The following is a 13,220-nucleotide window of genomic DNA, read 5'->3' on the forward strand; positions in this document are numbered from 1 at the left end:
CGCGGTCGTGCTTGACGAGGGTGGCTGCGATGCGGCGAAAGATAGAAATGCCCAAGACCTTGCAAATCGGCGATGTGACCGTGCCCGGCCAGGTGCTGATGGCGCCGATGACCGGCGTGACCGACCTGCCGTTCCGCGTGCTGGCCTGCAGACTGGGCGCCGCCTATGTCGCGACAGAGATGGTGGCGGCCAAGGAACTGGCGCGGGCGCGGCCGGACGTCGTGCGGCGCGCCGCCGTGGGAGCCGGTCTGCCGCTGACCGTCATCCAGCTTGTTGGGCGTGATCCCGAACAGATGGGCGAGGGGGCGCGGATAGCGGAAAAGGCTGGGGCGGACATCGTGGATCTAAACTTCGGCTGTCCGGCCAAGGAGGTGACAGGCTCGGCCGCCGGTTCGGCTCTGATGCGGACGCCGGATCTGGCGTGTCGGATCATGGAGGCGGCGGTCAAGGCGACCGATCGGCCGGTGACAGTCAAGATGCGCCTGGGCTGGGACGACGAGAGCCGGAACGCCGCCGAGTTGGCCCGCCGTGCGGAAGCGATCGGCGTCAAGGCCGTCACGGTGCATGGCCGCACGCGAAAGCAGTTCTACACCGGGCAAGCGGATTGGGATGCAGTCGGGACGGTGAAGGCGGCGGTCGGCATTCCCGTCATCGTCAATGGCGACATCATCACCGCCGATGAAGCGCGCCAGGCCTTGGCGCAGTCGAGCGCTGACGGATTGATGCTGGGACGCGGCGTCTATGGTCGGCCATGGCTGGCGGCGCATCTTGAGCGGGCGCTGATCGACGGCGTGGCGCTGGAGGAACCCGGACCGAAAGAGCGTCTGGCGATCGTGATCGAGCACATGCGGGCGTCGGCCGAGTTCTACGGCCTGCCGCTGGGTCTGAAGATGTTCCGCAAACATCTGGGTTGGTACATCGAACAGGCGCCTTGGCCGGCCGATCCGCAACACCGTCGTGAGGCCAAGGCAAGAATTTGCCGCTTGGATGATCCGATGGCCGTCGAAGACGCGATGCACGAACTGTGGCGGCCGGATTTGCCTCGGTTGGGTAAGTCTGCTGTTGAAAATGGGCCACAGGTGTTGGAGACTGCTGTGGCATGACGGATACGCCTTTAGCACGCACCGCTTCGCCCGACCTTGCGTCGGACGACGGGTCGTTCTGGGGGTGGGTCGATAGCGAACGGGCGCGGACCGGCTTCGGACTGGCGTTCTTTCTGGCTGTCGCGATCACGGCGGCGGCCATCTGGCTGGTGGCGGTCGCGCCGGGCGCCACATCGGGGTCGGCGCGCGGATCGAGCAGCCAGATCGCGCTGATCGTTCTGGCCGCCAATCTGCTTTTGATTTCCGGCTTGGCCATCATCGTCGGCCGGCGCGTGCTGACCTTGGTGCGCAGCACCGACGAAGCGGGTTCACGCCTTCATTTGAGGTTCGTCGCCCTGTTCTCGATGGTGGCCCTGGTCCCGTCGGTGCTGATCGCCCTGGTGTTCGGCGTTCTGGTCAATCGAGGCGTAGACCAATGGTTCAGCCAGAACGTCCAGGCCTCGGTCGAGAACGGAGCGATCGTGGGCCGCGCCTATATCCAGGACGTTTCGGCCGCAATGGATGCTGATCTGGTCACCATTTCGGATCAGTTGGGAAGCGCGAGAAGCCTGTTTGCTGATCGCATTCAGTTTAACGACGCCCTAGGCCAAGTTGGGGACATCTTCGGCTATCCCGCCATCTATATTCTGGATGGCAAGGGCGAGGTGCTGGCTCGCGCTGAAAAGACAGGCGCGCCTCCCTATCTTGCGCCGCCGCGCGATGAACTCGCGGCCGCAGCTGAAGGCGGGCAGCCTCCGCAGACCGTCACGCAGCATCCAGACGCCGTCCGGTCGATCATCGCCCTGCCAGCCTATGGCGACGCCTATCTTTATCTGGTGCGTCCGCTTCAGGACGGCCTTGTGGCGCGAATGAACACGTCGGTTCAGTCGATCCAGGCTTATCGGGAAGCTCAGGAGAGCCGCGCCCGTATACAGTCGGCCTTCATCCTCAGCTATCTGGAAACGGCGCTGCTGGTGCTGGTCGGGGCGGTGTGGCTGGGAATGTCGGCGGCCAGCAGCATCTCCGCGCCGATCGGTCGGCTGGTGAAGGCGGCGGGACAGGTCGCGGGCGGCGACTTCACCGCTCGGGTCGACAGCGACGGCGCCCCAGCCGAGATCGCTACCCTGTCGGACGCCTTCAACCGCATGACCGGCGATCTGCAGGCGCAGCAGGCGGCGTTAAAGGCCGCGAGCGACGAGGCGCATGATCGTAGCCGCTTCATCGAGACCGTTCTGTCTGGCGTCAGCGCCGGGGTCATCGGCCTGGACAAGCGTGGGCGAGTGTCGGCGATAAACGACAGCGCCCTGCAACTGCTTCACATCGACGACGCCGAGGTTCTGGGCCATGAACTCGCGGCCCTGTCGCCAGAGCTGAGCGATCTGGTGCGGCGCGCCGAGGCCCATATCGAGGAAGACATCGACGTCAGCCGGGGCGGAGAGACGCGGCGGCTGCGCGTTCGGATCGAAGGTGGCTTGGGTGGCGAGATGGTCCTGACCTTCGACGACATCACCCGCTTGGTGACGGCCCAGCGAAACGCGGCTTGGCGCGACGTGGCCCGTCGCATCGCCCATGAGATCAAGAACCCGCTGACGCCGATCCAGTTGTCGGCCGAGCGGTTGAAGCGGAAATACCGCGCGCGGATCGGCGAGGATGTCGAAATCTTCGACCGGTGTACTGACACCATCATCCGCCAGGTCGGAGACATCGGTCGCATGGTCGATGAGTTCTCGTCCTTCGCCCGCATGCCGGCGCCGCGTTTCGCGCCCGAGAACCCGGCCGAAATGCTGCGCGAGGCGGTGTTCGCCCAGCGGGTCGCCGCGCCGGACATCGTCGTCGACATCACCGAGCCTCTGCCCAAGGCGACAATGCAGGCCGACGGCCGCATGGTGGGGCAGGCGCTGATCAACATCCTTAAGAACGCGGGCGAGTCGGTTGCGGCGCACCGGCTCGCGGCAGGCGAGGCGGCGGCGTCGGATCGTGCGGGCGTGATCGCGTCGCTGACAGTCGAAGACGGCGTCGCGACCTTCGTGATCGAAGACGACGGCGTGGGTCTGCCGGCGCGCGACCGCGATCGCCTGACCGAACCCTATGTGACTACGCGCGAGAAGGGCACGGGCCTGGGCTTGGCCATCGTCAAACGCATTTGCGAGGACCATGGCGGCGAGCTGAAGCTGGCCGACGCCCAGACCCTGCGCGGCGCACGCGTGTGCATGATCTTCCCCCTGAAACCCCACGGTGAAGGCGGCGAGGGCACGGAGCGCAAGCTCCAGACCCTGGCCGCCGAATAGCGAGGCAAGATGCGACCAACCGGTTCCGACATTCTCGTTGTCGACGACGAGGCCGATATCCGCGACCTGGTGTCCGGCCTGCTGGAGGACGAAGGGCATGCCGTGCGCGTGGCCGCCAACTCCGACGAGGCCCTGGCCGCGATCCGGGCGAGGAAGCCGTCGCTGGCGATCCTGGACATCTGGATGCAGGGCGGCGGGCTGGACGGGCTGGAGCTGCTGGAGGTCGTCAAGGAACTGGATCCTGATCTGCCGGTCGTGATGATTTCCGGTCACGGCAATATCGAGACGGCGGTGACGGCGCTGAAGCGCGGCGCCTATGACTTCATCGAAAAGCCGTTCAAGTCGGATCGGCTCGTCGTCGTGGTCGAACGCGCTATCGAGGCGGCGACGCTAAGGCGCGAGAACCGCCGCCTGCGCGCGGCGACCATGACGCCGTCGGGTCTGATCGGCCGATCACAGGCTGCGCAGGCCTTGCGCAGCACCATCGCCAAGGTGGCGCAGGCCAACAGTCGGGTCCTGATCGCCGGACCGGCCGGCTCGGGCAAGGAACTGGTTGCGCGTCAGATCCACGAAGCCAGCCCGCGCGCGCGCGCCGAGTTCGTCGCGATTTCGGCCGCTGGAATGACGCCGGAACGTCTGGATGTCGAACTGTTCGGCGAGGAGGGCCAGGACGGCCGTCCACGCAAGATCGGCGTGTTCGAGCGCGCCCACAATGGCACGCTGTACCTCGATGAAATCAGCGACATGCCGCGCGAGAGCCAGAGCCGCATCCTGCGCGTTCTGGTGGACCAGCGGTTCCGACGTGTCGGCGGAGAGCAGGACGTGCAGGTCGATGTCCGCGTCGTGACGTCGACCTCGCGCGATCTGAAGGCCGAGATCGCAGAGGGACGTTTCCGCGAAGACCTGTTCCACCGTCTGAATGTGGTGCCGATCCGTGTCCCGCCGCTGTCGGAACGGCGCGAGGACATCGCCGAACTGGTCGAATATTTCGTCGACACGATCAGCGCCTCGCAAGGGCTGCCCAAACGCATCGTCGGGGACGATGCGGTGGCGGTGCTGCAAGTCCACCCGTGGCCCGGAAACATTCGCCAGCTGCGCAACAATATCGAGCGTCTGCTGATCCTGGCGACCGGCGATCCGGCGGAAACGATCACCGCCGACATGCTGCCGCAGGAGGTGGCGACCTCTAACGGCGGGACGGCGAACCTGGGCGGCGAGCGCACCATCGCCCTGCCGCTGCGCGAGGCCCGCGAGGTCTTCGAGCGGGAGTATCTGGCGGCGCAGATCATGCGGTTCGGCGGCAATATCTCGCGCACCGCCGCCTTCATCGGCATGGAGCGATCGGCCCTGCATAGAAAGCTGAAGTCGCTGGGCGTCTCGCCAGCGCGCGGCGGCGATGAAGAAGAGCCGGCCTGATGTCACGCGTCGCCTATGTGAATGGCGCGTATAGCGCGCATGGCGAGGCCGTGGTCCATATCGAGGATCGCGGTTTCCAGTTTGCAGACGGCGTCTATGAGGTCTGGTCGGTCTTCGACGGGCGGCTGGCCGATTTCGAAGGTCATATGAGCCGCCTTCACCGCAGTCTGAGCGAACTGAAGATCGACATTCCGATGAGCGCCGGCGCCTTGGGCGTCGTTCTGCGCGAGACCGTGCGGCGCAATCGTGTGCGCAACGGCATGGTCTATCTGCAGATCACACGCGGCACGGCGCCGCGCGATCATGGCTTTCCGACCGATATTGCGCCCAGCGTGGTCGTGACGGCCAAGTCGATTGATCCGGCGCGAAATCAGCGTTTGGCGCAGAACGGCGCGGCGGGCGTCACCCAACCCGATGTTCGCTGGGGGCGTTGCGACATCAAGACGGTCGGCCTGTTGCCGAACGTGCTGGCCAAACAGGCGGCGCGCGAGCGCGGAGCCTACGAGTGCCTGATGTATGACGACATGGATCTGATCACCGAAGGCGCATCGACCAATGCGTGGATCGTGGATGAGGACGGCAGGCTGAGAACGCGGGACATCCAAGCCAATATCCTGCGGGGCGTCACGCGAGCAGCCGTCCTCGAGCTCGCCGCCGCCGAGGGTGTCGAACTGGAAGAACGGGCCTTCTCGGTCGATGAAGCGAAACGGGCGCGCGAGGTGTTCGTCACCGCCGCCAGCGCCTTCGTTATGCCGCTGGTTTCGCTGGACGGCGTGAAAATCGGTGACGGCCAGCCCGGCCCGGTGGCGACCCGCCTGCGAGAACTCTATCTTGAACAGGCGCGTCGAGGGGCCATTTAGGGCGTTGCCCGAGCGGCCGGGCGGCGGTTAAGGTCGCGGTTGGCTGCATCGGCCCCGCCGCTCCCACGGCGACGAACAACGAAGAACAGGAAAAACCTGCCATGTCGCAAGACAAACGTCAGAACCTTCAGGACACCTTCCTCAACTCGGTCCGCAAGACCAAGACGCCGCTGACCATCTTCCTGGTCAATGGGGTCAAGTTGCAGGGCATCGTGACCTGGTTCGACAACTTCTGTGTCCTGCTGCGCCGCGATGGCCAGTCCCAGCTGGTGTACAAACACGCCATCTCAACCATCATGCCGTCCGCGCCCGTGCAGCTGTACGAGCCCGACGCCGAAGAAGACTGATTGACCCAAAAACTGATCGACCACACCGTCCCGCTGATCCGGGCGGTCGTCATTCACCCCGACCGACGCTCGGACAGTCCCCGGCTGGCGAGCGAACGGCTGGAGGAGGCCGCGGGCCTTGCCCGCGCGCTGGACCTCGACGTGCGCGCCGAAGAGATCGTGCGGCTTCGCAGCACCACGCCTGCGACCCTGTTCGGCACGGGCAAGGTCGAGGAACTGGCCGCGCTCGTGCGCGCCGCAGACGCCGAGGCTGTCATCATCGACGACGCCCTGACGCCGGTGCAGCAGCGCAATCTGGAAAAGGCCTGGGAGGTGAAGGTCATCGACCGCACGGGCCTGATCCTGGAAATATTCGGACGTCGCGCGCGGACCAAGGAAGGTCGGCTTCAGGTCGAACTGGCGCGGCTTGACTATGAGCGGTCGCGGCTGGTGCGGACCTGGACCCACCTTGAGCGGCAACGTGGCGGCACCGGTTCGACCGGTGGGCCCGGCGAAACCCAGATCGAGCTGGACCGGCGTCTGATCGCCGACCGCATCGTCAGGCTGAAGTCCGAGTTGGAAGAGGTGCGACGCACGCGCGGCCTGCACCGCAAGCAGCGTCAGAAGGCGCCGTTCCCGACCATCGCCCTGGTCGGCTACACCAACGCCGGCAAGTCGACGCTTTTCAATCGGCTGACGGGGTCGGAGGTCTTCGCCAAGGACCTGCTGTTCGCCACGCTGGACACGACCCAGCGCACTATCCGGCTGCCGCAAGGGCGGCCGGCCATCGTGGCGGACACCGTCGGCTTCATTTCCGACCTGCCCCACGAACTGGTCGAGAGTTTCCGCGCCACGCTGGAGGAGGTCGGCGAGGCCGATCTGATCCTGCATGTCCGCGACATCGCCTCGCCCGACAGCGCGGCCCAGGCCAAGGACGTCGAGGCTGTGCTGAAACATATCGAGACGCCAGAGGGCAAGACGCGCCGGGTGCTGGAGGTCTGGAACAAGATCGACCTGCTGGACGACGAGGCGCGCGAGACCGTGCTGGGTCAGGCCGAACGGTTGGCGAAGGACGGTGAGGCGGTCGCCGTCTCAGCCTGGACGGGGGAGGGGATCGAGCCTCTGCGCCAGATCATCGCCGGCCTGATCGACGATGATCCCGAGACGCAGCTGACGCTCGAGCCGCATCAGGGCGACGCCCTGGCGTGGCTGTACGAACATGGGCGGGTCACGGCGCGCGATGCCGACGAGCTTGGCCGTACTCACGTCACAGTGCGGCTGCACCCTGCGGCGCTCGGGCGATTTGAGCGCCTGTATCCCGACCTGACCGACTGAGTTTTCATGCATCTGATCGAAACCGTCCTGCTTCTGCTGTTGGCCGTGGTAGTGTCGGGTTCGATCGCGCGGATCACGCGCATCGCCTTGCCCTTGGTTCAGATCGGGCTGGGCGCCGCCATCGTGCTGATCACGGGCAAGACGGTCGATCTTGAGCCCGACATTTTCTTTCTTCTGTTCCTGCCGCCGCTGCTGTTTCTGGACGGCTGGCGAATTCCCAAGGAAGACCTGTTTCGCGACCGGGCGGTGATCCTTGAGTTGGCGCTGGGGCTGGTGCTGTTCACCGTCGTCGGTCTGGGTTTCCTGATCTGGTGGATGATCCCGGAGATGCCGCTGCCGGTGGCTTTCGCCCTGGCCGCCATCCTGTCGCCGACCGATCCCATCGCGGTTCAGGCGATCGCGGCACGAGCGCCGATCCCGAAGCGCCTGATGCACATTCTGGAAGGCGAGTCGCTATTGAACGATGCGACGGGCCTGACCTGCATGCGGATCGCGGTCGCCGCCGCGACGACGGGAGCGTTTTCGATCGGTCATGCGGTCGGGACGTTCGCCTGGCTGGCTCTGGTCGGGGTCGCCGTCGGCGTTCTGGTCACCATGGCCATCAGCTACGCCAAGAGCTTTGTCAGCCGACGCTGGGGAGAGGACGTGGGCGCGCAGATTCTGGTCAGCCTGCTGATCCCGTTTGCGGCCTATCTGGTCGCGGAAGAACTGCACGCGTCCGGCATTCTGGCGGCGGTTGCGGCCGGGGTGACGATGAGCTTCACCGAGCGTGGGGGCATCGCCGGCCAGTCGATGGCGATGACGCGGATCCGGCGCAGCGTCGTGTGGGACACGGTTCAGTTCGTCGCCAACGGCATCATCTTCGTGATCCTGGGCGAACAGATGCCCTCGATCCTGTCGCGCGCGGCCGAGGTGGTGGCGGGCACCAGCCGGCCCGAGGTCTGGTGGCTGGCGGTCTATGTGTTCGGCATCGTCGCCACCCTGGCGGCGCTGCGGTTCGTCTGGGTCTGGACCTCGCTGAAGCTGACCCTGTTTCGCCGCCGCCATCGTGGGCCGCCGGCCAAGGTCGGTCTGCGGCTGACCATGGTGATGTCTCTGGCGGGCGTGCGGGGCGCGATCACTCTGGCGGGTATCCTGACCCTTCCATTCGCCTTGGGCGACGGATCGCCGATGCCGTCGCGGAACCTTGCGATCTTCCTGGCGGCGGGTGTGATCGTGGTTTCGCTGGTGCTGGCGACCTTCGCCTTGCCCCGGTTGCTGAAGAACGTCGAACTGCCGCCGGAGCCGTCGCACGAGCAGGAAGAGGATCGCGGCCGGGTCGCGGCCGCTTCGGCCGCCCTGCGCGCCATCGAGGACGCGTCGCACGCCATGGCGGAGGGCAAGCCCAACCCCGACCTCTATTCCGACATCGCCGGCCGGATCATGGAGACCTATCGCCAGCGGATCGAGACCCACACCCGCACGGACGAGGAAGACGCCGCCCGCACGCGAAAGATGGACGATATCGAGCGTCGTCTCTGGCTGGCGGGGCTGGCCGCCGAGCGCGAAGAACTGCGGCGGCTGCTGAGGGCGCGTCAGCTGGATGAGGTGACGGCCAAGAAGCTGTTCCGTGACGTCGATCTACAGGAACTGCGCTACCTCTGAGGCTCAGCGATCCATGAAGGCGGAGACGGCCGCATAGCTGTCGGCGATGCAGTGGGCGCCGCGGGCCGTCAGGCGCTCGGCATGGCCGTCGCGAACATGGCCGCCCGCCGTCAGCCCCACGACCGTCATGCCGGCCGCGACGCCGGCCGTGACGCCCGGCTCGCTGTCTTCGATCACCAGGACGCGGGACGGATTGACGCCCATCGTCTGGGCAGCGTGCAGGAAGATGTCGGGGTGGGGCTTGCCGCGCTCGACCACCAGGCCAGTAAAGACCGCGCCGTCGAAATGATCCGTCAGGCCGAATAGGTTCAGGCCTACGCCGATCCAGTCGGGGCCGCTGGACGAGGCGATGCAGCGAGGCTCGGTCCGGGCGGCGACGAAGTCCAGCAGACCGGGCACGGGCTCAAGCTGGTGTGGCGCGCGCTGGCGACAGGTCGCAAACCATGTGGTGTGGAAGTCGGCAGGGCAGGCACGACCCAAGGCCGCCTCGACGACCGGCCGATTGTCACGCCAGCGCTTGCCCGTATAGGCGGCCAAGACGTCGTCGAGCGAGGTCGGCAGGCCGATGGCGGTCAGTTGCTCGGCCATGACGGTGCTGTTCAGCACCTCGCTGTCGGCGACCACGCCGTCGTAGTCGAAAATGATCAGGTCGTAGGTCACGCGCGGTCGCTCAGGCTTCAGGCGCGGCCTTTTCGGCGACCTTTGCGGCCTCCCAGAGGCGGTCCATCTCGGCCAGGTCCGATTGGTCGGGTGTGCGGCCGTCCTTCGCCAGCTCGGCCTCGATGAAGCCGAAGCGACGTACGAACTTGGCGTTGGCGGCGCGCAGGGCGTCTTCGGGTTCGACGTCCAGCTTGCGCGCCAGGTTGGCGACGACGAACAGAAGATCGCCCAGCTCTTCGCGCGCCTTGGCCTTGTCGCCAGCGGCGATCTCGACGCGCAGCTCCTCGACCTCTTCGGCCAGCTTGTCGAACACCTCGTCGGTGGAAGGCCAGTCGAAGCCCACGCGACCGGCGCGCTTTGTCAGCTTGGCGGCGCGGGTTAAGGCGGGCAGGCCGACCGGCACATCGTCCAGCACGCCCGGCTTCTTGCGGTCCTTGCGCTCGGCGGCCTTGATGGCTTCCCAGGCGACGGTCTGTTCCTTCGAAGAGCGCTGGGCTTCGTCGCCGAAGACGTGGGGGTGGCGACGTTCCAGCTTGTCGGAAATGGCCGTGACCACGTCGTCGAAGGCGAATAGTCCCTGTTCCTCGGCCATGCGGGTGTGGAAGACGACCTGGAACAGCAGGTCGCCCAGTTCGCCCTTCAGCTCGTTCAGGTCGTTGCGCTCGATGGCGTCGGCAACCTCATAGGCTTCCTCGATCGTGTAGGGGGCGATGGTGGCGAAGGTTTGCTCCACGTCCCACGGGCAGCCGCCGTCGGGATCGCGCAACCGCTCCATGACGCCGAGCAGGCGGTCGATCGGTCTCAACGGCGGGCTCCGTCACGAGCTTCCAGGGCGAGGCGGATTTCATCGTGCCGCCTCGGCGTCAGGGGATAGCCCTTCAGCACCCAGGCGGCGGCGGCCAGCAGCAGGCCGGGGACCAGAATGAACAGGATCTGGAGCGTCAGCAGTGAAAAGTCGCTGTTGCCCATCGGGCCCGGCACCGCCTTGAAGCCCACACCTTGGAGGATCAGGTAGGGGATCAGCGCGACCACGTGGCCGATCTTGGTCGTCGCGGACAGGATGGAGAACATCAGTCCGGTGCGATCCACGCCCGTCTCCAGCCGCACCTCGTCGCCGGCGTCCGCCATCATGGCGCGCAACAGGAACAGGCCGGCCGCATAGGGCAGGCCGGCGATGAACATGGCGCCTGCCGTCAGCATGAAGTTGCCGCCGGGAACCAGGGTGGCGGCGATATAGAGGGCCGCGAAGATCAGGCTGGCGATGGCCAGGGCCTTGTCCTTGCCGATCCGCGTGGCCAGCCAGGCCCAGATGGGCGCGCCGCACAGACCGGCGACGAAATAGAACAGCATAAACAGGCCGGCCTGGCTGTGGTCATAGCCCTTGATCTGTCCGAAGAAGAAGAACAGCAGCGAACCCGTGATGCCGGGCGCGACGCCCAGCAGCAGGTCGGCGATCAAGAGCTTCCGGACCGTGGGCATCTTCAGCAGGCCCAGATAGGCGCTGGCGCCGCCATGCGGCTGATCGCCCGCATTCACGGGCTCGGGCACGGCGACCATGGCCAGGCCGATGGTGACGGGAAGGGCGATCAGGATGGCCCAGCCCATGATGCGCACGCCGTCGGAATAGTTTCCGATGCCGGTCTGAACCACCACGGTCGGCAGCACCAGAATCAGGATCACGCCGATGATGTTGAACACCTGCCACCAGCCATAGACCCGGCTGCGCTGGTCATACTGCGGCGCAAGCACGGCGGCCCATCCCAGCTGACCAAGCGTGCCGATCGAGAAGCCGAGATAGAGGACCAGCAGCCAGCCGAAGAGATAGGCCGGCCCGGCGCCGGGCTGGACCACGACGAACATCATAAAAGCCGACAGCATCAGGATCGGCGTCGAGATCGCCATCCACGGGCGATAGCGACCGAACCGCGTCTTGGTCTTGTCCATGCCCCAGCCGATGAAGGGGTCGAAGACGATGTCGATCAGGCGCACGGCCATGAAGACGGCCGCCACGACTCCCAGCTCCAGGCCTACATAGGTGGCGTAGAATTCCGGCAGGGTGACGGGCAGGGCGACGCCAAAGGCCGCCAGCGGCAGGCACGGGCCGGAAAAGGCCGCGAGCACGGCGTTGGAACGGCGGGGTGCGGTCGGCGCGGCGGTGGACATGCGTCGGTCCGAAAGGCGCGGCGCGAGTCGGCCGCGCGTCACCATGCCAGCGATCGGTGACGCATGCACTTGTGAGATCGACCGGCTTGGGGCTTCCTGTGGGACATGTGGCGAAGCCTTTTTGCGTTCCTGTCAGTTTGCTTCGTTCTGACGTTCGCCGGCGGCGCGCGGGCGGCCGGGCCGTGCCACACCAATGCTGACGGTTGGCAGGCGCAGGGGCTGGCGAACGCGGCGTCGGCCTACGGCATGGAATGGGCGCCGTTCGGGGCGGCGGAGTGGGGGTGGCAGGCCTATCTGCCGCTGATCCAGCGCGAACTGCATACGACCTGCGGACCCGGCACGCCGATCTTCGCGTCACAACTGGCGGGGTTTCAGCAGACGCACGGCCTGACGCCGACCGGCCTGTTCGATGCGGCGACATTCCAGGTGTTTCGCGGCCTTTGGCAGGAGCGGCGGCCGTTCGTCATGGCGCGCGTCGGCGGCGCCTGTCCCGAGCCGCCGCCGATCAATCAACTGGGCTATCTGGTCGAGTCTGAAGAGCATGCCGACCGTCTGACACGTCTGCTGCGCCGCGACGTGCTGGACGCCTATCGTCGGCTGGTCGCGGCCGCGCGGGTGGAGGTTCCGGAGGTGGGGGCCGATCCAGAACTGCTGCAGATTTTCTCCGGCTTCCGCGATCCCGAGGCGGACGCGGCGCGCTGTGCGCAGCAGGGCAACTGCGACGGCCTGCGCCGCGCCGTCTGTTCGCCTCATCGGACGGGCACGGCGGTCGATCTTTACGTCGGCCAAGCGCCGGGTCTGGGTGTCGATTCCACCACCCCTGCCAGTCGCGAATATATGGCGCGGTCGGCGACCTATCGCTGGCTGGTGACGAACGCTGGGCGTTTCGGCTTTGTGCCCTATGTCTATGAGCCGTGGCACTGGGAGTATGTGAAGCCTTGGGATCCTTCGTTCGCGCCCTGACCGAATCTGAGAAATCGCTCGCGCGAGAGGCCTTCGGGGCCGCGATCGACCTGGCGCCCGTTCGTTTGATCGGTTGGCCGTTCCGCCGCGCGTTCGTGGCTGGACGCTGGTTCGGGCGAGACTGGATCGTATGGCCGCAAGCGCAGCTCGTCTCAGACTTCGCGGCCGCGCCGGATCGTATGCAGGGCGTTCTGGTCCACGAGCTGACGCACGTTTGGCAGGCCCAGCAGGGCGTCAATCTGCTGTTTGCCAAGCTGAAAGCTGGGGACACCTCCGCCTCATACGCCTACCGCGTGGAACCGACCTGCCGGTGGGACGCGTTGAACATCGAGCAGCAGGCGATGGTGATGGAGCACCGTTTCCATTGTCGCCGCGGTCGCCCCACGCCGGGCGACAACACCTTTTACGACACCGTCTGTCCATTCGAGACGTGATTTGAGGTCGGGGACTTGCGGAAGGACCGGCAGCGCGCCAAGTTAGCAA

General features: G+C 66.2%; 12 protein-coding genes. 9 read left to right on the plus strand and 3 right to left on the minus strand.

Annotation, left to right across the window (positions count from 1 at the left end; translation table 11 throughout):
- Positions 1-47: 47 nt before the first annotated feature.
- The 7 genes from dusB (at position 48) to A4249_RS04840 (ending at position 8,951) form a co-directional block, all read left to right on the plus strand.
- Complete coding sequence (gene dusB / locus A4249_RS04810) at positions 48-1,103, plus strand: tRNA dihydrouridine synthase DusB (RefSeq protein ID WP_066551404.1); 1,056 nt, start codon at positions 48-50, stop codon at positions 1,101-1,103.
- The gene (locus tag A4249_RS04815; protein WP_066551405.1) at positions 1,100-3,370 is read left to right on the plus strand and encodes a sensor histidine kinase NtrY-like; all 2,271 of its coding nucleotides are present in this window, start codon (positions 1,100-1,102) and stop codon (positions 3,368-3,370) included. The genes dusB and A4249_RS04815 overlap by 4 nt, the downstream gene beginning before the upstream one ends.
- A 9-nt stretch (positions 3,371-3,379) precedes the next feature.
- Positions 3,380-4,786, plus strand: coding sequence for a nitrogen assimilation response regulator NtrX (gene ntrX, locus A4249_RS04820; protein ID WP_066551406.1), 1,407 nt, complete (start codon positions 3,380-3,382; stop codon positions 4,784-4,786).
- Positions 4,786-5,646 carry a D-amino-acid transaminase gene (locus A4249_RS04825; RefSeq protein WP_066551407.1) on the plus strand — a complete coding sequence of 287 codons (861 nt, stop codon included), beginning with the start codon at positions 4,786-4,788 and terminating at the stop codon, positions 5,644-5,646. The genes ntrX and A4249_RS04825 overlap by 1 nt, the downstream gene beginning before the upstream one ends.
- A 101-nt stretch (positions 5,647-5,747) precedes the next feature.
- Positions 5,748-5,993: an RNA chaperone Hfq gene (hfq, locus tag A4249_RS04830; protein ID WP_003164861.1), complete on the plus strand. Its 246-nt coding sequence runs from the start codon at positions 5,748-5,750 to the stop codon at positions 5,991-5,993.
- Positions 5,994-7,307 carry a GTPase HflX gene (gene hflX, locus A4249_RS04835; RefSeq protein ID WP_066551408.1) on the plus strand — a complete coding sequence of 438 codons (1,314 nt, stop codon included), beginning with the start codon at positions 5,994-5,996 and terminating at the stop codon, positions 7,305-7,307.
- A gap of 6 nt (positions 7,308-7,313) precedes the next feature.
- The gene (locus tag A4249_RS04840) at positions 7,314-8,951 is read left to right on the plus strand and encodes a Na+/H+ antiporter (RefSeq protein WP_066551409.1); all 1,638 of its coding nucleotides are present in this window, start codon (positions 7,314-7,316) and stop codon (positions 8,949-8,951) included.
- A 3-nt stretch (positions 8,952-8,954) separates the two neighbouring features.
- Here A4249_RS04840 and A4249_RS04845 read toward each other — a convergent pair whose 3' ends face one another.
- From A4249_RS04845 to A4249_RS04855, 3 genes are read right to left on the minus strand one after another with little or no spacing between them, the layout of a single operon-like run.
- Entirely contained in the window at positions 8,955-9,611 is a 657-nt protein-coding gene (locus tag A4249_RS04845; RefSeq protein WP_066551410.1) for an HAD family hydrolase, read from the minus strand.
- Positions 9,612-9,621: 10 nt separating this feature from the next.
- Positions 9,622-10,386 (minus strand): nucleoside triphosphate pyrophosphohydrolase, encoded by a 765-nt coding sequence (gene mazG, locus A4249_RS04850; protein WP_066554810.1) that lies wholly within the window; start codon positions 10,384-10,386, stop codon positions 9,622-9,624.
- A 26-nt stretch (positions 10,387-10,412) separates the two neighbouring features.
- On the minus strand, positions 10,413-11,774 hold the full coding sequence (locus A4249_RS04855) for an MFS transporter (RefSeq protein WP_066554808.1): 1,362 nt from the start codon (positions 11,772-11,774) through the stop codon (positions 10,413-10,415).
- Between the two features lie 105 nt (positions 11,775-11,879).
- On the opposite strand from A4249_RS04855, the gene A4249_RS04860 reads away from it, so the two are divergent.
- Entirely contained in the window at positions 11,880-12,737 is an 858-nt protein-coding gene (locus A4249_RS04860) for a D-alanyl-D-alanine carboxypeptidase family protein (protein WP_066551411.1), read from the plus strand.
- Positions 12,738-12,916: 179 nt separating this feature from the next.
- Complete coding sequence (locus tag A4249_RS04865; protein WP_231868772.1) at positions 12,917-13,171, plus strand: hypothetical protein; 255 nt, start codon at positions 12,917-12,919, stop codon at positions 13,169-13,171.
- The last annotated feature ends 49 nt before the right edge of the window (positions 13,172-13,220 follow it).

The organism is Brevundimonas sp. GW460-12-10-14-LB2 (genome assembly GCF_001636925.1).
GTDB lineage: Bacteria > Pseudomonadota > Alphaproteobacteria > Caulobacterales > Caulobacteraceae > Brevundimonas > Brevundimonas vesicularis.